The organism is Flavobacterium sp. JP2137 (assembly GCF_050562195.1).
In the GTDB taxonomy this organism is placed as follows: domain Bacteria; phylum Bacteroidota; class Bacteroidia; order Flavobacteriales; family Flavobacteriaceae; genus Flavobacterium.
Genome location: NZ_CP191647.1, coordinates 424203 through 448117 on the forward strand (window position 1 = coordinate 424203; position 23915 = coordinate 448117).

Annotated in this window: 17 protein-coding genes and 1 pseudogene; 2 read left to right on the top strand and 16 right to left on the bottom strand. The window is 37.5% G+C overall.

The window, feature by feature from the left end:
* Window positions 1–76: 76 nt before the first annotated feature.
* From ACQZ43_RS01880 to ACQZ43_RS01910, 7 genes and pseudogenes are all read right to left on the bottom strand, one after another.
* Window positions 77–613: a hypothetical protein gene (locus tag ACQZ43_RS01880; protein WP_430614149.1), complete on the bottom strand. Its 537-nt coding sequence runs from the start codon at window positions 611–613 to the stop codon at window positions 77–79.
* Window positions 613–1263 (bottom strand): M12 family metallo-peptidase, encoded by a 651-nt coding sequence (locus tag ACQZ43_RS01885; RefSeq protein ID WP_430614150.1) that lies wholly within the window; start codon window positions 1261–1263, stop codon window positions 613–615. The genes ACQZ43_RS01880 and ACQZ43_RS01885 overlap by 1 nt, the downstream gene beginning before the upstream one ends.
* A 306-nt stretch (window positions 1264–1569) precedes the next feature.
* Entirely contained in the window at window positions 1570–2049 is a 480-nt protein-coding gene (locus tag ACQZ43_RS01890; protein ID WP_430614151.1) for a hypothetical protein, read from the bottom strand.
* Window positions 2050–2053: 4 nt separating this feature from the next.
* Complete coding sequence (locus ACQZ43_RS01895; protein WP_430614152.1) at window positions 2054–2569, bottom strand: hypothetical protein; 516 nt, start codon at window positions 2567–2569, stop codon at window positions 2054–2056.
* A gap of 36 nt (window positions 2570–2605) precedes the next feature.
* A pseudogene (locus ACQZ43_RS01900) lies at window positions 2606–2845 on the bottom strand (RHS repeat-associated core domain-containing protein); the annotation flags it as partial.
* Window positions 2846–2913: 68 nt separating this feature from the next.
* A complete protein-coding gene (locus ACQZ43_RS01905) occupies window positions 2914–3396 on the bottom strand; it encodes a hypothetical protein (protein WP_430614153.1) in 483 nt (160 codons plus the stop codon).
* Window positions 3397–3432: 36 nt separating this feature from the next.
* Entirely contained in the window at window positions 3433–4032 is a 600-nt protein-coding gene (locus ACQZ43_RS01910) for a hypothetical protein (protein WP_430614154.1), read from the bottom strand.
* Between the two features lie 244 nt (window positions 4033–4276).
* On the opposite strand from ACQZ43_RS01910, the gene ACQZ43_RS01915 reads away from it, so the two are divergent.
* Window positions 4277–4408, top strand: a complete 132-nt coding sequence (locus tag ACQZ43_RS01915) for a hypothetical protein (protein WP_430614144.1) — start codon at window positions 4277–4279, stop codon at window positions 4406–4408.
* A gap of 186 nt (window positions 4409–4594) precedes the next feature.
* On the opposite strand, the gene ACQZ43_RS01920 is transcribed toward ACQZ43_RS01915, so the two are convergent.
* From ACQZ43_RS01920 to ACQZ43_RS01935, 4 genes are read right to left on the bottom strand one after another with little or no spacing between them, the layout of a single operon-like run.
* The gene (locus ACQZ43_RS01920; RefSeq protein WP_430614156.1) at window positions 4595–4969 is read right to left on the bottom strand and encodes a hypothetical protein; all 375 of its coding nucleotides are present in this window, start codon (window positions 4967–4969) and stop codon (window positions 4595–4597) included.
* Window positions 4969–5805, bottom strand: coding sequence for a hypothetical protein (locus ACQZ43_RS01925; protein ID WP_430614157.1), 837 nt, complete (start codon window positions 5803–5805; stop codon window positions 4969–4971). The genes ACQZ43_RS01920 and ACQZ43_RS01925 overlap by 1 nt, the downstream gene beginning before the upstream one ends.
* A gap of 13 nt (window positions 5806–5818) precedes the next feature.
* On the bottom strand, window positions 5819–6337 hold the full coding sequence (locus ACQZ43_RS01930) for a hypothetical protein (RefSeq protein ID WP_430614158.1): 519 nt from the start codon (window positions 6335–6337) through the stop codon (window positions 5819–5821).
* On the bottom strand, window positions 6334–6948 hold the full coding sequence (locus tag ACQZ43_RS01935) for a hypothetical protein (protein WP_430614159.1): 615 nt from the start codon (window positions 6946–6948) through the stop codon (window positions 6334–6336). The genes ACQZ43_RS01930 and ACQZ43_RS01935 overlap by 4 nt, the downstream gene beginning before the upstream one ends.
* A 202-nt stretch (window positions 6949–7150) precedes the next feature.
* On the opposite strand from ACQZ43_RS01935, the gene ACQZ43_RS01940 reads away from it, so the two are divergent.
* Window positions 7151–7438: a helix-turn-helix domain-containing protein gene (locus ACQZ43_RS01940; RefSeq protein WP_430614160.1), complete on the top strand. Its 288-nt coding sequence runs from the start codon at window positions 7151–7153 to the stop codon at window positions 7436–7438.
* A gap of 252 nt (window positions 7439–7690) precedes the next feature.
* On the opposite strand, the gene ACQZ43_RS01945 is transcribed toward ACQZ43_RS01940, so the two are convergent.
* The 5 genes from ACQZ43_RS01945 to ACQZ43_RS01965 form a co-directional block, all read right to left on the bottom strand.
* Complete coding sequence (locus ACQZ43_RS01945; protein ID WP_430614161.1) at window positions 7691–18268, bottom strand: SpvB/TcaC N-terminal domain-containing protein; 10578 nt, start codon at window positions 18266–18268, stop codon at window positions 7691–7693.
* A 15-nt stretch (window positions 18269–18283) separates the two neighbouring features.
* On the bottom strand, window positions 18284–20182 hold the full coding sequence (locus tag ACQZ43_RS01950) for a T9SS type A sorting domain-containing protein (RefSeq protein ID WP_430614162.1): 1899 nt from the start codon (window positions 20180–20182) through the stop codon (window positions 18284–18286).
* Between the two features lie 855 nt (window positions 20183–21037).
* On the bottom strand, window positions 21038–21679 hold the full coding sequence (locus tag ACQZ43_RS01955; RefSeq protein WP_430614163.1) for a hypothetical protein: 642 nt from the start codon (window positions 21677–21679) through the stop codon (window positions 21038–21040).
* Window positions 21680–21757: 78 nt separating this feature from the next.
* Entirely contained in the window at window positions 21758–22558 is an 801-nt protein-coding gene (locus tag ACQZ43_RS01960) for a hypothetical protein (RefSeq protein ID WP_430614164.1), read from the bottom strand.
* A gap of 155 nt (window positions 22559–22713) precedes the next feature.
* A complete protein-coding gene (locus ACQZ43_RS01965) occupies window positions 22714–23907 on the bottom strand; it encodes a DUF6438 domain-containing protein (RefSeq protein WP_430614165.1) in 1194 nt (397 codons plus the stop codon).
* Window positions 23908–23915 lie beyond the last annotated feature (8 nt).

Consider the following 23915-nt stretch of genomic DNA (forward strand, 5'->3'; position numbering starts at 1 on the left):
TTTCGTGCGGTAGCGGGGTCCTAACGGATGAAAGTATTCCGTGCAAGATTCTTCAAGAGCAAAAGTTAAAAATTCTTTATAATTTAAAAACTATACTATAAAACGATTTTACAAGTTCTTTTTGCATTATCGAATCAAGATTCGTAGCTGTGATCGTTAGAGATTCATCTCCTCTAAAATCAGTAAACCGAATTGATGTTCGTCCTATACTATTCTTCTTTGGAATTCTAAGTTTAGCCTTCTTATTATTTATTGTATCATAATAATAAAACTCATGATGAAAAACGCCTTGATTTTCATCTACTTCAGGAGTATCTGAAAAAAACATATCCCTCACAGGAAAGTCGTTACTTTTGAATAAATGATAGTCTTTCACATTGTTAACTACAATTACTTCATCAAAAGAAATTGAATATTTACCCATTTCTACCAAAACTGTATCTTGATTCTTAGTAATTAAATAAAAAACCTCTGAATCAATTCCTCTTTGCTTAGAAGACTGCCAATCCAAAGGCATATCCATTGTAAAGAATTTAAAATCTTCAATTTTATACTTTTCATTTGCGCAACTAATTAGTACGAATAAAAGGCTTAAATAAACTATCTTTTTCATTATTTTATCTGATGTCCTTTAATAAAATCACTAGTTTCTTTTCCACTCGTTTTCTTATATTTATCTGATTCTTTATAAACTCCATTAGAAGCATTAGGGGAAATCTGATTTGATATTATATCACCTCTTTTCTTATTATTTAAATTAGAGTTCCCAAAAGCTGTCGGATGCATCAAATCACCAATTTCACTATGATTAAGCCCCAAATTGTGTCCTAATTCATGTTGAGCTGTGTGATTAAAAAGACCCTCATCAATTGTTTTAGAACTAACCCCAGAAACACGTCCATTTAAAGTTGCAATTCCTACTCCAGAACCGCTAGAATTCGGGTCATTATCAACATTCCTCCCAATTACTAAAACATGCTCATCCTTTCTAATATCATCTACAGAATTGACAAACCTATAACTAACAGTAAATTCCGTTATATTATCTGCCGTATTGAAATTATCTTTGTATCCTTGTGCTTTGCCTTCAAAATTTTTAAATCTTGCTTGCCCCCCTTTTGGATTATTATATATTGTTTTTGACAAGTCTGAATTGTTTGTGTTCAAAATAGCCAAAGTAACATTAACTTTAATATCTCGTTGCACTTGATTGCCAACTTGCTTTCTATTACTATCAGTAATGACAACATTTTCCGCACTCATTCCCGTTGGGTCAATGAGGTTGATTGGATTGTTGTGTACATAGTGGTATGGGGCCATCCTGGGAAATCCTCCGCCACCGGGGACGAAGGCTGCCGTTCGAAATCGAAGATTCGACCTAGTCAATCCATTCGTGTGGCGAAACAAAAAACCGAATCGCTACAAAATTCTTTTCATCAATAAAAATAACATTTTCTACTTTTTAATGCAATATGTAATAGTTCAAAACATACATTAATTGTTACCAAATAGATTCTACTAAACTTTATAGACACCAGCAAGATGCTGGCGCCAGCGGGGGCTTTCATATTACCTTTTCTTAATTCTCAGCATTTGTCCTTCGGAAGTATTTAATTCAAAAGTATAGTTTTTGTCTTTTGATAAAGGGTCAAATCTTTTCCTGTACTTCTTTTTGTCCAAATTGTAAACCTTAAGAATAAAAAACATATTGTGGTTAAACCAATTCTTTCCTGCTTCGATTTCGTATGTGTAATAGTAAGACTTATCTTTAATATAAGTCTGATAATTAAATTTTAGTATAACACTTTGGGTTTCATCAGAAATCAAATCATCATAATCTGATTTTCTTAGTGATATATTCCCTGGATAATATCCTGTAGTGGTTTTTATTTCTCTACTACTTTCGTCTTTAGATGTAATTAATAATTTTACACCTAAAGAATTAGTTATTATTTCCTCGTCAATTACAATAATGAAATTAATGTTCTTAACTTCTTGGGAATAAACATTTATTGTTATAAAAAGCATTAAAATAGTGATATATTTCATAAGCCTAATTTTTAAGTATATTCTGTATAGCATTCCTGCTTAACATTAAAAGTTCCTTTGTATTTCTATCATAAATAACCGCTCCGTTTGGCCTGTTTGGAACTTTAAAAGTACCATTAGGATTTGTAGTAACGTTCTTCAGATTAATTTTTTTCAAAGGTCCGACTATAATATTTCTATTAAATTGACTAAAAGCTCCCTTGTCTGTTGGAGAAGGTGCAGTTGCCTCTTGTGGATATATCATATTACCCACTTGCTGTACTTTTGTCGGATGGGAATGAATAGTCGATTCTACATCCGCTATTGTACTCCCTATAGGGAGGCTAGGCAACGATGCTTTAGCTGTCTGGACCCCATCAACTATCGTTGGTAATTCCCCAGTAGCACCTCTAATTGTATTTCCATTATTCATTACTAGAGAGGACTCTTCACGTAAACCTCCATTATCTATAGTTCTTTCTAAAACATTTAGGCTTTCTCGTAAAGCAACATCGCTTGGTAAAGTTACTCCTGATTTCACTTTACTTGCATCAACATTTCCTTTTGTCTTGGAAATTTAACTTACTTCTTTATCATCTGTAACAATGTACTTTTTATTATCATTAACACCATCTGTACCAATCTTATCCCCTTTTTTATTATAATAATCCCCATCAACTGCCGCCATTCCCGTCGGGTCAATGAGATTGATTGGATTGTTGTGTACATAGTGGTATGGCGTCCACCCCGGAAAATCCTCCGCCAGCGGGTCAACACTCAAGAAAACACTCGTCTTTGGATTGTAATAACGCGCACCATAGTCGTATACCGTCTATAGTGATTTTATCATTCGTGCGCTAGCGGGGATTGACTTTATAGAATCTTCTATTTTCCGTGGGAACTACATCCATATTGAAATCCATCCTCAGGATAATTAATTTTCCATTTTAAACTTTCTAAATCCTTTAAACTATACCCCTTATACATATATTTTTTTCTTATATATAAACTATCCCAAATATGGTATTGCAGATTATCGAATTCACTAGAATTAGATGAAATATTTCTTGTCAACAAACTAGAATTAATCTCGCTTTTTTTCATAATAAGTACATAGATCAATGTATCTGGCTTGGCTCTCTCAAATTCTCCCTCCCATCTATTAAATATACCAATTGAAATTCGTTCTAATGGCAAAACCTCTCTCAAGCCAGAGCGCTCATTAGCTTCTTTGTTATAGTCAATTTCACTAGGAAATCTAAACCTAACACAGATTGAATCCTTAGTGTTATTTCTTATAATTAACCTATTATCTTCAGGGTCACAAGAAAAAAACACAAAACAAAACAACATATACATATATTTCATTCTACCTATAAATTTTTCTACCGGTACACCCTTGCCCTAAAACGTCTGCTCTTTTTTCTGATGCAGAATCGTGATGATTAAACGTGGGAAAAGAGTAGCCCTTGTAGCGCTTATCACACTTGGGAAAGCTATCGTTTTTAAATACTCTGCCTTATTATATTTGAAATTATGTTTATAATCTAAATAATGCCCATATTCGTGAGCCAAAGTTCCTGCATCCGACATTCCAGGATTAGTAAATATCACATTCCCTGCCGTTAAGGCACCATACATATGTGGAGAACTATATATTTCAACTCCAGGATATTTTTCAGGATTACTAATATTCTTCATTTCTCCCATCAAATTTAAAGATGAGTACAAAGGATCTGATATACTACTAATAGTTAAAGACCTTTCAAATTTATCTTTAGATTGAGTATTAGACAAATCAAAAATAATATTAAAATCTCCTACTGGCTCTTTAAATTCACTCGCATCATAATACCCATTAAAAGATGTTGATCCATTATCATTAGGTGTAAAATGTTCATATAAATCTTTACTTTCATTCCAAAAATATTCACCTGTATCATCTCTAAAATAATCCAACCCTTTAACCGGAGGCTCCGCACTCATCCCCGTTGGATCAATCAAATTGATTGGATTGTTGTGTACATAGTGGTATGGAGTCCATCCTGGGAACTGCTCCGCTAACGGATCCACATTGAACCACTTCTACTTTATCTTTGCCTCGCGTGTCACGTCATCTCTACTATAAAAATAAACTTTTCAATCATAAATACTAGTCTTATAACAGAAAAAAACTAACAGACAACAGGAATTCTTAAGTCTATTAATAAAAACACAAGACCTCACTGAAGGGCAAAAAACAACTGAAATGGTCGTTAAAATGGCGAGGGCTTTTGATGTAACCGTTGACTTTTTAATCGGAGAAGGTGAAAACGCTACTTACGACAAAGAAACAGTAGAACGTATCAACGATATCCATAAAAATGGACGACGAGACTAAAAAAACATTATTCAATGCCATTGACACCTACATCCAAAATTTTAAAACAAAAAAAGCATTTGCTAAGTAAAGAGTTGATTCAGAATTTTTTATAAAACACAAAACCCACTAATCTAATGAATAGCGGGTTTTGTCTTTTATAGACACAAGCAAAATTACTTGAACTAACTAAAAGTTAAATTCTCTTTAAAAAATATCGCAATACTCCATATTATTTTTATCAATATCTTTGAAAAAATAAATTCTATTTTCTACTATTTTATCTAAAAAAATTAGTGGCTTAATGTTACTTAAATATTCTACTTTTAAAGAAACTAAATTTATTTTAGCCAATTTAAATCCTGACTTAAATAAACTATTAAAATAAGCAGGAATATAAATATCATTTTCTTTAAAAACAAAAGGACCTCCATAACGACCTTTCATTTGATTATTATTTATTGCTAAATTTCCAACCTCAGGCCCTCCTTGACAAATTTCCATTAAATGAAAGTATTCGATCTTATATTCCCCAATTTGTTTTTCTTCTAAAAACTGAATAGGATTTTCAAAGTAATTCATTATTTGACGATTTTAGACGTTTGATTTATTACATTTTTTGATGGTACAACAAATTGCATTGAGCCTCCAGGATACAACCCTGATTGTGGGCCTATTAAGCCAAATTTAACTGGAGTTCCCTTAGGAATAAAACCAGTTGTGTATTGAGATAATGAATTCCATTCAGGTCTAATTGCTGCAAATGTCCTATTAGTAAAACTATTTGTTCCAATTTTTGCACCCCAAAAATCAGGTTTGCCGAAATACATATTTCCGAATCTTTGTACTGGTATATTAAACGGTGCTTTTACTGTAACTCCTCCAAACAAAAAACCATCTGCTGTTGTTGGATTAGCGAATCTACGTGTAATTAAACCTTCAGCAACTTTTTCCGAAGCATAACCAACTCCATACCCCCATTGATAACTAGACAGCTGATCTAAATTACTAACAGTACTACTTGCTGTATTATAAATTTGTTGTCTTTCATTTTGAACATACGAATTACCTTCTGAATTTAATGATGGACTCAACATAACTTCTGATGATCTAGCAATATTTAGCCATCCCTCTTCTGTTCCTAAACTTCTTACAAAACCCTTAGTATCATTCCAACCTCCTCTAAACCCATCGCCTACTCCATTAGCAAATTGCGAAACTTTTCCTACAACATTTATTACAATCTCATTTAAAGTTCCTCCATTAACCGTTCCTTCACTTTTTTCTTCTGGTGGATCTTGAGGGCCTTGCGCACTCATCCCCGTTGGATCAATCAAATTGATTGGATTGTTGTGTACATAGTGGTATGGAGTCCATCCTGGGAACTGTTCCGCTAAGGGGTCTACATTCAAAAACATATTGGTTATACTATCACTTATTATCGTCTTTATTTAAAACAACAACTTTTTTAGTTACACGCACTTCATCCTCTAACCATCTTATTAATTCATTTCCTTCTTTGTCTTTTTTCTTTATATCCATCAAAACTAAATCATTAATAACACCATCAAAATACTGAACACCCAATTTAGAAAATGTTACACTAAAATAGATCGACCTATTATCGTAAGCACCAAACGTATCTTTTACTACATTTTTTAAATGCCTATAGTCATAATTAACATCATTTGTAGTTAGCATTATATATCGTACAAATCTATTAACATCTCTATCTCCAAACTTCGTAATTATAGAATCATAATGGCTTTGAAATTTAATTAAACCATAATTCTCTTCCTGAACAAACACCGTATCAGGAAAATCTATTTCGTATTTTATTCTAGGTTCTTCAATGCTTTTACTTGGATCTTTATATTCTCTAACCTCTTTACGATTGCAACCGCAAACCACAAAAAACAGGCAAAATAATCTCAAAACTTGTGTCTTCATCTTCTTCTATTAAAATTATCTCTATTTCTAACTCCTTTAATTGAGTCTCTGGTATTAAGCTCATGAACCTTCTTTTGATCTTTAATATCTATTACTGTATCTCTAGGATAAGGAGTATGTAATGTTGAATTATTTCCAAAGAAAGGCTTTGTTGCCTGATAATCAATCCGCCCTACTACCATCGTAGTTGAAGATGAGTTTTCATCACCAGAAACAGGAGTCCCCATTGGTTTATAACTCTTAGTATCAAAAGGATTACTTCCATCAGGAGCTGCTCCTGGCATAAGTGTTTCTGGTCCAAAAATGTCCATCGCAAAAACCATCAAAATTGTCATGTCAACAGTTTCCGAATCTCGAGATCCTACTGGAGGTTTATATGGCGAACTCTTACCGCCATCCATCGTAAAGTTTACGCCATTATTAAATGCTGAAAAAAGATTACTAAAAAACCTACCGACCCAACTTTGCTCACTCTTTTTATTAACATTAATAGTAATCTCACTTAACTCTGTTGCATATGCAACAACTTTTGCCTTATCAGCATCACTCACTGTTGTTTCTGTAGGATTCCTCAAAACCGGAGGGTCTTGATCAATACCCTCCGCACTCATCCCCGTCGGATCAATGAGATTGATTGGATTGTTGTGTACATAATGGTAGGGAGTCCATCCTGGGAACTGCTCCGCTAAGGGGTCTACGTTGAAGCACTTCTACTCCATTTTTGCCTCGCGCGTCACTTCCTATCTGCAGAGAACCTATTTCCTTCTCTATAAAAATAAACTTTTTTTCCAATTGAAAAAAGAATACTGCAAGATGTCTTTGCTACTAAAATTGGAATACGTTACCAACTTGTCCAAATACGAAAGAGGCATTTCCATACCCTCTTTGGAGGTAGCCGAAAAAATAGCTACTGAATTAAATATCTCACTAGACCAACTCGTATACGGCGACAACAAAGCCGAAAACATCATTAAAGACAACGAACTTCTAAGTCTATTAATAAAAACACAAGACCTTACTGAAGGGCAAAAAACAACCGTAAAAGACTTACTAGAAGCTTTTATCTTTAAAACAAATCTCAAAAAAGAACTTTCGATATAAATATAAAAATCCCAACTTAACGGTTGGGATTTTTGTTGTTATTGATTCGCAATAGCAAGATTGTTAAAAACAACTAATTGTTAAAAAACTTTGTAGAAATAAAAACTCCTATTAAGCAAAGTATAACTAGAAAAAATATATTCCTTGCCCAATGCTTTTCTGATTGCTCTTCTTTCAAATTTGTTTTACAAAATTTAATCAAAAGCCACCATAAAAAGCCACCAATATCCGAGTAAATAATAAATGTCATAATTAAAATTTATGAAGTCTGATTTTAAGCATTACATCTGATGTAATTATTTTAGATGTTTGCGTCTTAAAATGATGTACTGCATCTGCTCTCTGCCTTGATACTTTATCGGAACCTAGTCCAGCCTTTTCAGAACCTAAATAAAGATCTAATGTTTTCAAAGCTCCTTTAACCAAAAAAGTACTAGGTAATTTTCTCTCGACAACATTACTCCCCCCATTAGACCATACATTACTAAAAATATCTTTGTATAAATCCGAGTTGTTATTCTCTTTCGAATTACCCCCAGAGAATGTACTCTTTAAAAATTCATAAGTCAAATTTTCAAAAATAGGTTTCTCATTTTTCCCATAAGACTTCGATTCTATTCTATTCGAAACATCACGCAAATAATTATCTTGTTCTTTCTCTATCTGAAAATTATCTACCGCATTATTACTTCGTGTTCCAAAAAAGCTACTTCCCAGATTCTCCACTTTAGGTTTTTCAGTTGAAGAAGTCCTCCAATGTTCCTCTGCTTTTGATTCTGCTTCTTTACCTACACCATCAAACCATTTCACCTCTCCCGTTTCTTGATTTTTAATCCAATCATCATTTTCCTGTGCAAACATCCCCGTTGGGTCAATCAAATTGATTGGATTGTTGTGTACGTAGTGATACGGCGTCCATCCTGGAAAATCCTCCGCCAGCGGATCCACGCTCAAGAAAACACTTGTTCTTGGGTTATAATACCGAGCACCGTAGTAATAATAACCGGTTTGTTCGTCTAATTCTTTGGCATTAAATTTATATATATTATCAAAGTTACTGTTGTTATGCTCCACCATCATTTCGCCGAAAGGCAAATATTCATAATAATGCGTCGGCATCCCATTGACGTCTGTAAGGTAAGAAGAACTCCCTAAATGATCGCCATGGTACCACCAAATTTTTCCTTCTCTATACGGTGGTTCTGGAATAATCGGTCCAATTGGAATAACCGGATCGGGTTCCTGAACCGGATCCCCGGGTTCTACCTCCGGTTCTTCTACCGGTGGAAAAGTCTCTTCAACTTTTCCCGGTCCTGTTTCTGTTGGTGGGTAATCCACATAATATTCACTCTCGATAACGATTTCCATAATGTCACAGTATGTCAGCCCTTGCATCAATAAATTCTGCAAGTATTTCACACATAGGTAATCATTTAATCGCGTACACTCATTAAACACTGCCATAAATTCGAGATAACAGTCTGTTTCCGTTCTTATAGTAAGACATTTTGTGTGCACCCTCATATATACAATGGCCTCGCAATAAGTCAGTCCGTCCATAATCAACGCCTCCAACTTTTTAACACAGTCCCCGTTGTTATGACTTGCTAAATACCCCAGATACTCCTCGTATTCTAATTTACAAGGCTCTACCCAACACGGTGTTTTTTTTATATCATTTAGGATTTCACAAGCACTCAGACCCTGCTGTTGTAAATTTTTAATCATTTCAAAACAGTCTGTATTTTTCACACCATAAAACTCTTCGAGTAAAATATACAGTTCCGTTTCGCAATCGGAATCCGAATTGGTTTCCCTAGCTTGAAAATCAAGTACGCCCAGCTGATTTTCTTGATAAATCGTACTCATTTGACGCTGTAAATCGGAAACTCGAGCCTGTAGTTCCTCTTCGGTATCCGGTACCAACAACGGATCCAACAGCGCAACATCTCCAACCTGACTCGCAATTCTCTGACTATTTGAATAGTAGTGCTTCGTATACTTATCGCCACTATACACCAAATAACCGCTTGGATAAATCGTCAATTCATCGATGGAGGTCATCCCCCTAACTTCGCCTCCGTTTACCATTAAATTCTGAGCATTTCCCAGACTCTTAATTACGCGTTCTCCTGCAGCATCATACACATAATAACTAACTTCATTTCCGTTGACTACGGCCTGCAATCGATCTTGAGCATCCCAATATAGATTTCTCGATACCGAGTTGGCGCCCACTGTTTCCGTACTCTGTGTTAAATTCCCATTCTTGTCGTATATATAGGAATGCAAACTTGTATGTGTTGGCTCCACCATGCGGATATGCGAAACGGCATGGGGTTTCTCCGGATTTAGATACTGATAAGTTCCTTTAAATTCATTTTCTGTTAGACGATTCTCTTCGGTATAAACATTATAAACACGGTGTCTTTGATTTTTCTCTACGATACCGTGAGTCTGGTTGTATTTCATCTTTAGACTATGCTTGTGCACCTCACGCTTTCCTGTCCAATCGGTATCTGCTTCCGTCAAACGGTTATATGCGTCATAGGAATAACTCTTACTGGAAACACCTCCTATATCCAAGTCTTCAGCTAACGAAACCTCATTGGATAATTTTGTGACATTGTTATTTCGATCATACCAATATTCGTTTTGTTGAAAGATTTCGTTGGTCGGTCTTCTCAAAGTAGTTGCTCGCAGACGACTTTGGAGTCCATAATAAGATTCTGTAACCACATCGTTACCCAGTACAACCTTGATTTGATTCCCCAAATGATCATATCGAATGTCTTTGATATAGTCGACACCACTATCATTGAATATTTTTTTCAATGCACCACCACCGTCGTAGACATAGTGCAACTTTTCTCCATCTGGATATTCCAAAAACAAAGTTTGCCCCCAATAACCATGTGCAAATTTCATTTTAAACACCCTAATATTACCCAATGGATCGATTATTGTTCGCTCGTTTGCGATTAAAGATCCATAATGACCGTATTCGAAGGTTTGAAAACCGGTTTGATCTTCTTGTTTACTAACTCGATTATACAAATAATCGAATTTCACTTCGTGATTGGGAAACTTCACGCGCTTCAAGCGTTGAAAATCATATTCATAGGTAATGCGATCGCCTCGTTGCATCAAATTCTCCGTGACCAAACTGGTCAGCTGATTTAGAAAATCATAGGTAAAGAACGTTTGTCCCTTATCGGGATGTGCACTATAGGTTTTCCTACCTAAACCATCATATTCATACGAAGTTGTTGCTCCCATAGCATCTGTTACCGTTAAGACTTCCCCCAGAGCACCATAGGTAAAATTAGTACATAAAGTTTCTAAAGCTCCGAATTGCTTCGTCGCGGTAAGTCTGTTTCTGGAATCAAAATAACTAATTGTTTTGTTTCCTTCCGGCAGGGTTACTTCTTGCAAAAACCGTCCTTTGTCGTTACAATCGCGTCCATGACCATATTTCATTACCGTTAAGGCTGCAATTCCATTGACGGTCGTATGAGTTACGCGATCCAAAAAGTCATATACGTAACTAGTCGATGCATGTTCGTCTAAGACCGGTGCAGAAAATCGTTTTATTTCCTCTTCCATATCTCCCGTACAAGATTCCTCCTCATTTGCTAAGGCAGATTTAACCGCACGTCCAAATTCATCGTAGATAATCGGTGCCGAAACAGCAAATCGATATCCCGAACCACCCGTACAATCCTCTAGTTTCTCCAAACCCGTTTTTGTTTGTATTACCCGGCCCAATCCGTCCACAAAAGAAGCTGTATAGGTAAATCCATGCTCCTCTGGATTACTGTTGACCCTGAAATTTGGACCCGATTTGGTTCTTTCCGTAACCACATGTGCAAATCGGTTGTTATTTAAATCTATCCTATCGGTGTGATACGTATTTTTAACTATTATCTTCCCCGAGTTCGCATTGTCACTGATATAATCTATACGTCCAAAACGATCAAATTGATAATATAAATCTGTACCATAAACATCCATAATCCTTGTAGCAGCACCGAAAAGATAGTTGTAAAGCATTCTACGGCTCGCTCCATACGAATTAGAAACCTGCTTTGGATAGGTATTTAATTCCCCTTCGTAGTCAATGGTTGTCTTTAACGCCAAATCCGTGCTTGTGATATTATTCGGGCTCGGATTCCTCTTACTGATAAGGTTTCCGAAAACGTCGTATTCCATAACCGTACTTCCGGCAAACTCATTGCTACTGCCCTGATACAACTTGACTTCGGTAATATTTCCACGCGCGTCAATCACCGATTTGGTGTTTCTTCGCTGTGAGGCTGTGAATAAATTATGCGATTCTGGAATACTCACATTGTATCGATCAAAGTCTATATGATAATTCATAGAAACAGTAATCAAATCAGCGTACTCTTGATTCAGATAATCGCCTATATCTCTATACCCCAATACATTTCCAAAAACATCATATTTTTCAAAAAACACTTGAGTTCCTCGTTTAAAGCCCTGGGTATCATCGACTCCATTATAAGTAAATTCGTTGGTCGTCACCGAACTCAACATAGGGAATATCCGTTTGTTTTCCACAAAACTACTCGTAGAACTTATACCCGATGAATAGGTCTCTCCAGAATTATTTTGCGTAGGTGTAATGGCCTGAACAAACTTATAGCTATATAGTTTTTCACTGTGAGTTCTTCCGAATTTATCGCGGAAAAAACTTCTTTTCACCAATCCTTTCTTGTAGTAATACTGACGTAAACGAGAAGATTTCCCGTGAAGATACAAGTCACCATCCGTCATGTCGTTTATTACATATTGCACGATATTACTTCTATATTTTTTATCGTCTTGATCTAAATCGTTGGTAATTACCTCTCCAAATCCCAAAAAAGATCGTTCTCTTCTATCCTTATATCCATTATAATACTCAAAGCTCCTTCTCATATTATTTTGTCCGTCTCCCGCATAACCATCATTAATCGTCGCTGCTGTCATTACCCATTTAGTAAATGGCATGGCATAGGAATTCCCTACTTTTTTCTGTGTATGCGGATTAATCGTATTGTAATCCAGCGTTATGGTTGCTCCCAAAGGTCTTTTAACTCTTTTAAGCATATTGGTTTTTCCTATTTTAGAAAAATTCACCGTCAGCGTACCTTCGGAATCCGACCTTAAAATATCTGGATAACCATCGCCGTTAAAATCCATAATTTGAGTGGTTTCCTTATTAACGCCCAATCCAATATTCCCACCAATTGACACACATGCTTTTGGCCCTACTAAGGCAACTGGAACTATAAAATAAATACAAATAGTAGCATTTGCATTGACTCCTCCGCTATAGGAATCCGATGCTCTAGGAGTGGAGACGGGTAATGTAATCGACGGTGGAGCAAAGCCATCACCGGTATTTAAAGAAACCTTATTGCCATCGACTATTTTATCTGGCAATCCGTCTCCATTAACATCGATCAGGGAAACCTTGTCTGCCGCTATGTTTTTTGCAATGGAAAAACCAGCCGAAATCGACCCATTAAACAAACTAAGTCCCCCTCCACCAGAATAAGTATTCGTTTCAGTCTTTTTTAAATCGGTCAATCTCCATGTGGTTTCCGATTTAAAATGATCTCCATAATTAAGCGCTACCCTTCCATCACGTTGCAAGAGATCGGGAAGACCATCGCCATTGATATCGATAAGTTCACTTTCCGTATAATCATTTATTGAGAAAAAGGAAGCATTTATTCCAAAACCAACGCCCATTCCGCTTTTGGTAATCATGTGATTGGCATTGACTCCTCTTCCATCTGCACATACCGTGATATTTAATCCCGCTCCTCCTGCCAATGAAGCTCCGGCTCCAACACCTGAAGCGATTGATTTTTGAAGCACATAAAAGTCGATAACATTCCTCGACAAGCCACCACGACTATTAGTAAGCTGAATTTTATCCGCAATAATATCGGGATAACCGTCGCCATTAACATCTTTATAATCATTTTTTAATTCTGATTTCGTATCAGACTTGGTTCCGCTGGCAACCAAATAGCCCGCAGAAAGATCTTTTGTTGTACTGCTAATTCGCTTTACAATAGAAACGGCTTTATGATTTTCCTCCTCTCCAATTCCATCGCCTGAGGTAACCCAATCAGGAACGCTACCGTCAGGCTCTTCTTCTTCTTCAGGCTCCTCTTCATTAATATCTTTATTGGGCTTAAGCTGGTCTCTCCTTAAAAACAACTGTTCGTGTATTTCCCATTGAGATCTTTTTTTGCTAGGGATTAACAGCAACATCTTGGATACACTTCCTCCAGTATTACTAGCTCGTCTAAAATTATCTATACATTCTTTATATTCTTCATAAGTATCCTTATCGTCACAAGCAGCCATTTCTTCCTCCGTTGGATTACCGCTGTCTTCGTCGGAATCATTTTGTACGCTGGCATAACTGAGATCCTGTAAATAAATAGGTTTAACACCCTCATCATCTCGTATCGGCTTATACGCAAATTGCCCCCAATTTAGATGCATCGTACCAAATTGATTGGCAGGTCTCGGCATATAAATATTATGAGAAACCTCTTGTTCAATCGGATTGATTGCATCGGATTTGATGACCAATAGAGCAGTTGCTAATTTGTTGTTCAATACTTCATTATCCGAACTGTATTCAAAATATATTTTATTCCTCAAACTTGAATGAGCGTCGTAATCTAGAGTAAACTCTAATGTACTTGTTTGTACTGGAATATCGTAATATCCGGTAACAACATTAAAGGCTCTCGCGTCTGTAGCCACGCCCATTGGCGACATTAAATATCTATATTTCATCAGTTTATGAGGATCACCATCTTCTTTTAAAACCTCGCCATTTCCATTTTTAACCACTAGATAAACCAACGACATTGGGCAGTTTATACAACCGGACACACTAAAACTGTGTTTTACTTTAAAACGTGTAGTAGCAGCGATTTCAGTGTTTTGATGTGTTTTAAATCCCTCATGAAAAATACTCATCTCCTTGACCAATTCTTCATTTAAGAATGCACTGTCTATACTGCTAAGTGTCGGTTTCCATTTTTCATCTATTCGCGCCCAATTAACATTCGAGTCTGACCAAATTTCTGCTTTTATATGTTGAAAACTCGCTTCGTCATCTTCGCTTATGGTATTTATCGAAAAATTATAATTAAATGCCCCTAAATCGTTCAACTCGTTTAGCTTTATTCGCTTGCGAAATACTTCCATCGGTATACCCGTCCCTACTGCAATGGGCTGACCTGATGCATTTAACTTATACCTTTTCACCACTAGGGTAACCTCATCAGATAGTTCGGCATTCGGACTGCTATTGTCTATGGAAAAACCCGGCCAAGTGATTTGATAACTCCCGTTGGAACGGATAGATTGAGTCAAAAATCCTCCGAGTAAGAAAGCTTCTGAATAGGTAGCATTATAGGGTGAGAAACCATTAGGGTCCTTGTAATCCCTATCTTCGCGGTAAATCACTTTAGGATCCCAAGTTACCATATTCCCTTTATAATACTCGACATCTGCAATCACCCTAAAAAAGATACGATCTCCTTTATTTACACTAATATTGGTCACTATCGTTGGGGTAGTAAGAGACTGAGCTACTGTTTGTCTTTTTATATAGTCTGTGAATCCCTCTGACTCTAGGGCTCCTTTTTCGATACTAAAAGAGACCGATGGAACAGTTGCATCTTTGGCAAGGGCTCCACTAATATCAATAATCCCCGACTTGGGAGCGACCCAAATCCGAACCACATCGACAGTGCTTTTGTTCTTTTCCTTCTCCACAATATCTCGATTTACTTCTTCACTATAATCTAAAGCATTGGGCGTTAAAGAACTATTCGCGGTAAATTTAGGGAAACGAGTCAGTGGATCTAATCGATTAAAGTACACTTTCTCATTACTGATAATATCGACCAATCCATCGGCATTCACATCTTCCAAAAAGGTAGTCGTTTCCGTATTTGACCACGACTTCCCAGAACTGGCATAGGCAAAGAAATGAGCCTCCAATCCTGTTCCCTTGGTGACCGTTCGTGACTTACTAAAACTTTTCTGCCCCTCAATCGGAATGATTAAATCACTAAAAGAAGATCCCGTGTTTTTTCTGTAATATAACTTATTGTGCTTTTTAATCAATTTATCAGGCAAGCCATCGCCATCCATATCCACCAAAGCGATAATCGATTCCGACTTGGAAGTGTTTCGCGATTGGTTCACGCCTATAGTAGAGTTTTTTGAAAAAATATTCAGGGAAGACGGTATAACTAAAGCCGCCAATCCCGCAGTTATGGCGCCATTTATTTCTTTAAACTCTGAAGAACTCCCTCCTAAAGCCGAAGCCGAAGTATTGAGTCGCGTAAAAAGATTGTCGAAATCGCGATGTCCCTGTATTGTTTGAGGTCCTGTAAACAGTCCGGTAGTCGTTTCGTCGTAATACTCAAATTCATGCGTATTAAAAAGATTATCGCTTCCATCTTTCTGCTGAATTTGATCGAGTAGCGTTTTTCCAAACGCACCGACCTTATATGTAAAATTATATTTTCGAACAACTTCTAAAGAGGCAGTCCCCTCGTAGACAATTTCGATCTGATCCAAAACATCTTCAACCACTTCTTTCACTCCCAAACGAGTAGTCATTGATCGATCGCGTCTATCACCTACTCCATTAGGACTGGTGGTTCTATGAAAAATCACTTTGTAATTATTCGTTGAACTAGCCAAGTGATTTAAGGTATACCGAATAGTAGAAAGATAGATCTGTTTTCCCTGTCCCACGGTGCCCGATGAGAAATATTTCACCTCATAGTTATATTCTATAAAATTCCCATTGAGATCTTCTACTTTGGAAAGCATCCAACGTCCAATATTTCCGGTACTCGTGGTCAATCGCGACTGCCCTGAATCACCATAATAGTATTTCATACCCGACTTATCGATTACAATCCAATAATAATTAGTCGGATGCGACCCCATACGTTGAATCTTATTAAAATTACCTTCCTGTTTGTTGAAAAATAGCGCGTCCTTTACTCTATCCATAAGAGAACTGCGATGCGGTTCGTAGAAATCATCTCCATTAGTCCATAAAACCACGTCCTCTCCATTGACCAGATAAGATTCACTCTCCTTTCCTTGATCGTATTTTGCGGCTCCCCATTTGGTATTGACTTCTATAGACCCCACACCTAAATTCCAACCTAAACCCAACCAACCATTTCCTCCTGCACTGTTGTATTGCACCGTTAAATTCGGTTGTAATCCCTTTCTCCCGCCGGGTATTTCTATAGGATAACTCAACACCGCATCTCCCTCTTGATTGGCCGACGGCATCTCGATTAAATTCATCTTGTCTCCAGGATGTGCAATGGGGAAATTGTCAATTGTCGTTTGTGTAAACGCATCGCTCTCTGGACTCTCTGGAGCTTGAATAACTCCCGCTACGTAATCGGTAAAGTGATTGGTATTGGAAGTGACGATTTGCTTTGCGCTATCGATCGTATCTCTCTCTACTACTTTCCACGACTTCGCCTTTGTGTCAAAATAGAAAATATGAATATCCTGTTCCTTATATCCTGAGGGCAACAGGTCTTTATCGTAGGTGACACTCAGTTTTAAATCCTTTTCAAAAGTTGTTCTGTCTGGAAAAAAGCGGTACCCCAATTGCCCCTTTGTCACATTTTTTATGGTCATCCCCATAGGGGCCATATCGTTTTTACGCAATTTTTCTATTGAAATAACCACATCACTTTTCAATGCTTTTTCCGGCAATAATAAAGACGCACCATCGGCTTCTAAATACTGTTGCTGATTGGCTTTAATTGCAAAACCATATACCTGATTTCTTTCTTCCAATTTAAAAATACGTTCGAAACTCAATTTTTGAGTGGCAATCGGAATGGTCTTTTTTTGCTCAACACCTCGCTCCATTTTAATCAACTCAACCGTCGTCGAACCTGATAAATTCCCTAAAACTACAGCCTCAAATTCTCCTGATTCTGACAGGGCAATCTTAGCTCCCTCCAGGGTAAAAACACCTCCATCAACTTGGTTTATATTGCCAAATCCTCGCAAATAAACCTCCTTGTCGTTTAACTGATAACTATTTGTAATTTGAAAATCTGCAGCCGCATCATCATACTTCTCTATTCTGAATCTAACATTCTTCACTTGAACAGCAGTCCCTAATGCTTCGAAAACATTTAACAAAATCCGGTTTTCACCTTTTAAAAGCAGTTGTGGATTGATCTTTTCACTCTGATGAGACCAATTTGTAGCTGAATTGATCAAATTCCCCCCCAAAGCGGTATTCTCGTTGATACTTCTAGAAATACTGGTAAAATCTGCCAATCCCTTTAAATCGTATTCCAAATACACTCTGTCGTTGAATTTAGGAGCCTCATCTAAGTGAATCTTAAACAGATTATCAAAGGGATCATCGGCAATATCCAAGGTTGCTCCAATTATTCCGGCACTCATATCAGCGTCGTATATTAATTCCGACGGACTCACATGAGTCATTGCTGGTTGCGGACTATTTTGTACAACTTCTTGCGCCCTATATTCGTCTGGGATCTCTTGTTCATCGACCGTATGATTGCTAAAAGAAGTAAAACTCCCTCTAGATCTGATTTCTTTCAATTCTACCAGTCTTTTGCTCGTTGCATAAGATTGAATTGGATATATAAACGAGCCGTAAATCAAGGCGATTACCACTAGATTATGACTCAGATTGAATAAAATACGCTTTAACTTTTGTAAATTGTCGGTATGAAATATAGTTGGTATAGACATTAATGCAGCTTTATATTATTGAACTATTAATTTAAAAACTCGAGTATCTCCCTCTGTTTTAATCAGAATGATATAAATCCCTTCCGTATTTAATATGTGAGAATACTCGATATGACTCGTTTTTTCATATTCCTTTGAGGTCAAAAACTGCCCTTTTAAGGTAAAAACACTAAGGGCCACCTTGTCCATCTGCTTCGAAAAACTCACCCGAACATCAAAGGGCTCTCCTGCTTTTACCGGATTCGGATACACCCCATTTTCGCTATGGTTCGCCTTGTTGTTTTCATTCGCATCAGCTATTTCTTTTTCCATGTTTACCACGGAAAATGGCCACGAAAAACACTGTCTATCGGTAGATACTTTTAGAGAATAACTCCCTGTCTCCTTAAGCTCTATTTCAGAACTACTACCCAAATGCTGCGTATCTTTATACCATTCGTATTTTAAATCAGTGCGATTAAAAACCCCAGTAAAAAATGGAGCGACTAGCACCTTTCCATGCTTATCTAAGTTCCATATCGTTTTAAGTTCTAAAGGGATTGACTGTGAACCTATATCACGGCCGTCTTGCTTTAAGGTATTTCCCAATGCGTCTTCTACAACCACATCAAAAGCATCCTCAAAAGGAACTGTCGCTATCTCCAGTTCGTTGAGCGTCGTCTTCTGTTGTTTAATGACCATACCCGAGGCGTCGACAAATTTTATAGCATAAGGCTTTTCACCACCTTCGATGGTCAGTTTTAAGACATTTTTTCCATCGCAATAAAACAACCAACTACTGTCAAAATCAAATTTCTTTCGTCTATAAAGTGATAAGTACCCTTCATTACTGACCGCTTTGTCGATGTTGATGTCCTTAAAAACCAAAACAGAATCAACCGTTTCACCCTTGATCAACTTTAGTGAATTTAAGTTTATGGGATCCTTGGTAGAATTATTGATATACAAAAAATACTCCTGCCCTGCAATCGTGTCTTTAAATTGATCCAAAGCCAATTTTATGTACATATTCTTAGCCGTAAAGTTTTTGGTTTTATTATATTTCCAGACCCGTTGCAATTTTTCAAAATCCCTCTTCGCCACTTCCTTAAATGAAACAGCTGCGCCGTTATCTCCAAACATCAAATAACTGTCCTTTGCTAGATCACCTTCATTCAACACATTATGGATGTTTTCTTCAACTAATCCCATTCGAAAGAGACTGTCGTTGGAATTTTGGGTTTGCCGTTGATTTAATTCGAAATAATCACTTCTCCCCAGTCCTGTAATTCTTTTAGAATAAGACGCATTATTCTTATAATTCCATAAAACTATATCGTCTATTGACATATAGTCCAAACCCGCTTCAAGAGAAACTCCATATTTTATCGATAAATAGGTTTGTATAGGAAGCATTTCTGAAGGCGAAAGTCGTTTATCATATACCTTCAACTCAAATAGATCAATTTCTGGCATGTCCTTGATAAAGGTGTAATTGATGCCTTTTTTTAAATTCAATTCACGAAAGGAATCGCTGTAATTTAAAGCTATTCCAGTCAGTACGTTGCCCGACTTTATCCGCATAAACTTATCACCGTGAATATACGCATCGCTTATTTTGGTTATATTTCCATTAAAGTGAAACTCGGCAAATACGGTTTCGAATTTTGGTCTTTCTTCTTTTTTCGGAGTATGTTGTTTAAAAACAGCAAAAAAAGTATTGTCTCTGTTTAACTTATCGGCAATTATAATCATGGGATTATCTCCAAAATGGACTGTACTATTATAATTCAATAAGGCTAAACTATCTTGCTTTTGAGAGGAACTCAAAGCTGCTCCTTTATACCAGATAGCGGGAACGAGAATGTTTTGACTATTTACCTGGGGAATCACAAAAAAAGTAAAGAGAGAGAAACACAGAAAAAGATATTTCATATTAAGTGGTTTTAAACTATGACCGGTTGTAAACTTAATTTAAAAATTATATTTACATTAATTTTAACATAATTATTTAACCATCTAGGCATTTTCTTTAACATAAACATCCCAGCACGCATACGTGTAAAATCATTTTTTAACTAAAAAACAAATATTCATTAGTTAAAAACATAAAATTTTATTAACTTTATTGAAAAACACATTTTAAACTACGATATAAACACCTTGGATTATCGAGCTTTAAGGCTATTTTTGAATAAAAAACCACTAAATTGTAGTGTAAATTTATAAATGTGCACAACTAAATTTATTTAATTTTCAAACATTAGCACTAATTAGCGCGTATAAACTAAAAAATAATGTGTTTTAGTTAAATTTAAATCTGTAAATAACACGCGAGTTTACACTTTGTTAATTCCCGACTTTTCACCTTTTAAGCAAAACCCATCGCTTCGGAATCGGCCTGTTTTTTTCTAATTTATCGAGGAACGCTACGCTATGAACTAGGATGTTTTTCACCCATTGATTTGTTAATTATAAACAAATGGAATTTAGTCGAGCGCTGTAGAATTAATACGCACAAAAAGACCCAACAACGAGATTGTTGCGAGCTGTTGTACCATTGGCTCAAAATGAATTGAAACCACTTGATTCGTCAAGCAGGCTAGAACAGCTGTGTAGCCCATTACGCAACTTTTCGGTTGATGGAATCAACCCCTAATTCAAGATGAATAGGATGGATAAAAATCTAATTTTATTACTGGTCATCTGCAAGATGCTGCCGCCAGCGTGGGAAGTAAAATAACTGCTATACTCCTGTTAAAAGCACAAGTGCAAGCAGCAGACGATTCTCTATGAAATACTTTCGTTTCTCTCCCTTTCATTTTGAAAACTCTGAGAGGGGTAGGTTTCCAGAATTTCTTGTTTTAAGCTTAAAATCTCGGCGAGCACATCGGAATCGGCTTCGTTGACCAAAACCCTTTTGATGCGTTCGATCAAACCATCCTTGTGCACCTCGTTCTTGAGATTTCGCGCCATTAGCGCACTTATGACTTCCAAATCGTGAAACACTTCTGCCACCAACAAGCTGTAAATACGGCAAAAATGCGCCTCCTCCTCCTCGGGCTTGCCCTCCGGCAATTGAGCGGAATAGAAACCGACAAACGCCTTTTTCTTTCCGGCACCACTCGCTTCAAAAAACTTGACGAAGGAGTCCACATCCATATTGTGTACAAATTTATTTCTAATTTGATACAGCATGGAGATCTTTTCCTTTAGCGCAAACGGCAGATACTTCAAATCCGACAGCAGAGAGGTTTTGGCGTGAAAACTCAGCACGTTGGCCGTTGTTTGAAAAGAATTGCTCCTTTCCACATCCTCTATTTCAAAAACCTTGCTCAACAACAAGGTAACCACGCGTTCCAATCGGACACTGTCTTCGATAATTAGTCCGCGCAGCGTTTGTGCATTTGTTTCCATCTGATTAGTTGTCATTTTTTAAACATCAAAGAGCTGTCACTCTTCCGATTTGGCTCCCTATTCTCCCTTTGCGGACTGGGCCTATCCACTCAATTAAAACAAGGGTTTGGGCGCGTTGGTCGCTAGCGTCTTTTTTAAATCGTTGACGACCTCTTGCAATTGGTGGGCATTGCCATTTCTAACCATCTTTCCCTCTTGGTAATAAAACAATTCGGGAAATCCGGTTCCGATTTCAAAATCGCCCGACTTGCCCTTGTACATTTGCTTGATTTCCCTGATGATGTTTTGCTCGTTATCAAATTGAAGCCAATGTTCATCTAAGAGTCCAAACCGCTGAAAGCGGCTGCCCTTTTGATAGTTCACTAGGCGTATAGCCGGATCGCTGTACAAGGCGACAAATTGGAAGTCCTTATTAGCAGGGTCGCTAGCAATTTTGTTGCCCTCTTTAAAAAACTGCATACAAGGACCGCAATTCACCGAGGTAATCAGGTAAATAGTATTGGCTTTGGTCAGTTCGTCTATATTGACTGCTTTACCATCTCTAGTGGTGTAGACCACCAAATCGGGGGTTAATTTATTTTCGAGTCCCAGGGAGTCCACCATGGTGATGTCGCTATAAAAACCCTGCATATCGGCGTGAATTCGATACTGTACACTATCGAGTTTATCGCCCGTACCCTTTTTGAGTAAATCATAATCCATCGCATTTAAATTCCCGTGTTTATCGAACTGCATGACCTGCATAAAGCGATTGTATTCGCTTTCGCTCAGGTTCTTTTTAAGCATGGGTAAGCGCGTGTTTAAATAGGTCTCTTTGTCCATAGCGGCGTCGTTACAACCCGTGAGCATAGCCGACGCAGCAGCAACTAGGAAAATATTAGGAATGAGTTTCATCAAAAAATATATTAAGTGATTTTTAAGCTTTGAAATTCCAAAAAAACGAATGAGTCTTCGTTGATTCTTATAAATTCCAAACAATACGTCAAACCTAGTGTAATTTTATTAATTATTATCATCAAAAATAAAAAACTGTTGCGCTAAACGGTGGTTTAGTCGATGGTATAATAATTGATTCCCTCAAAATTTCGACGAATAAAATCGTAACCCAAGTCGTAGGTAATCGAAGCTCCCCCTTCAAAATTGAAGGCAAACCGCTGCCCGTCGGTAGCGATTGATTTTATGCGGGAGAGCACTGCGCGCTCCTCCTTGGGGTCGGGTCCCCAGTAGGTGTAATTGGGCGTAAATTGCAAGCTGTATTTCGGTTCAAAGGTCGCGTTGGTCTTCGCCGCTTTTCTGAGTTCTGTCCAGAGAAAGAAGCTTTCCGACTTTTGCAGTGGCAGTAAAAACGCCGAACCAACAAATGTAAACGTGTCGTGTTTGGGATAAAAAGGCTCATCTGCCTCCGCTAAACGGGTTAGTGGAGTGGTACGGTAAATATGGGCGATACTTGCATAGGCCCAAACCAGTTCCACAGGAGCCGCTTTTCCATAATCGTGTATGGTTTTAACAATTTTTCCGCCTTTGACGAAAGTGGTGGTTATCGACTGATCGTCGGTATGATTTACTTGATAGGAGTCGGCGAGCGCTTCGGGTTTTGCCCGAATAAATTTATCGAAAAGGTAATTTTTTAACCGGGCATCCAGGGTGGAACCATAGCGTCCGAGGGGCACGACATACCCTTGTCCTTGAAATAGGACTGCCGCAGTAGAATCGATTGAAATATCGATTATGGGACAACTGCCGTAGCAACCCGAACTCGAATAAATCACTTGATCAAATGCCGCAGTCGCAACGACAAACGCCGCTCTTCGCCGGTATTTTAAAATCCTAGTGCCGTCGGTGGTCAAGGATAAGGTGTCGTTTTCTAAAGCGAGGAATTTCCCCACAAAAAGTCGATTTCCCGTCAAGGGGTTGCGTACAAAAACACTGTCGCGAACGGTTTTATACGGCAATTTATTACCCAAATAGCCGTGCACCACCTTACCGGAAAGCGAATCTATTTCCTCGTTAAAAAAGCCCAAATACCAATCGAGACTATCCTTTGTTAGGGTCATACCATCCGGTATCCAGCGGTGTGGCGGCGGTGGACGATCGTCGCCAATACGCTCCTCGATTGGAATGCGTTCCCAATCGCCAACAATCGTGTTGCGCAGTTGGCGGTCTGCAATTTTTCTACCGACCGAGGAGTCGCAACTAACACCTAAAAAGCTTCCGAGAACTAAAACAAAAAGTATGTATTTCACTTGCGGGC

Excerpts from the sequence above, each read along its gene's own strand:
- ACQZ43_RS01880 (WP_430614149.1), bottom strand. The coding sequence starts at position 613 with ATGAAAAAGATAGTTTATTTAAGCCTTTTATTCGTACTAATTAGTTGC.
- ACQZ43_RS01885 (WP_430614150.1), bottom strand. The coding sequence starts at position 1,263 with ATGAGTGCGGAAAATGTTGTCATTACTGATAGTAATAGAAAGCAAGTT.
- ACQZ43_RS01890 (WP_430614151.1), bottom strand. The coding sequence starts at position 2,049 with ATGAAATATATCACTATTTTAATGCTTTTTATAACAATAAATGTTTAT.
- ACQZ43_RS01905 (WP_430614153.1), bottom strand. The coding sequence starts at position 3,396 with ATGAAATATATGTATATGTTGTTTTGTTTTGTGTTTTTTTCTTGTGAC.
- ACQZ43_RS01915 (WP_430614144.1), top strand. The coding sequence starts at position 4,277 with ATGGTCGTTAAAATGGCGAGGGCTTTTGATGTAACCGTTGACTTTTTA.
- ACQZ43_RS01920 (WP_430614156.1), bottom strand. The coding sequence starts at position 4,969 with ATGAATTACTTTGAAAATCCTATTCAGTTTTTAGAAGAAAAACAAATT.
- ACQZ43_RS01925 (WP_430614157.1), bottom strand. The coding sequence starts at position 5,805 with ATGTTTTTGAATGTAGACCCCTTAGCGGAACAGTTCCCAGGATGGACT.
- ACQZ43_RS01930 (WP_430614158.1), bottom strand. The coding sequence starts at position 6,337 with ATGAAGACACAAGTTTTGAGATTATTTTGCCTGTTTTTTGTGGTTTGC.
- ACQZ43_RS01935 (WP_430614159.1), bottom strand. The coding sequence starts at position 6,948 with ATGAGTGCGGAGGGTATTGATCAAGACCCTCCGGTTTTGAGGAATCCT.
- ACQZ43_RS01940 (WP_430614160.1), top strand. The coding sequence starts at position 7,151 with ATGTCTTTGCTACTAAAATTGGAATACGTTACCAACTTGTCCAAATAC.
- ACQZ43_RS01945 (WP_430614161.1), bottom strand. The coding sequence starts at position 18,268 with ATGTCTATACCAACTATATTTCATACCGACAATTTACAAAAGTTAAAG.
- ACQZ43_RS01950 (WP_430614162.1), bottom strand. The coding sequence starts at position 20,182 with ATGAAATATCTTTTTCTGTGTTTCTCTCTCTTTACTTTTTTTGTGATT.
- ACQZ43_RS01955 (WP_430614163.1), bottom strand. The coding sequence starts at position 21,679 with ATGACAACTAATCAGATGGAAACAAATGCACAAACGCTGCGCGGACTA.
- ACQZ43_RS01960 (WP_430614164.1), bottom strand. The coding sequence starts at position 22,558 with ATGAAACTCATTCCTAATATTTTCCTAGTTGCTGCTGCGTCGGCTATG.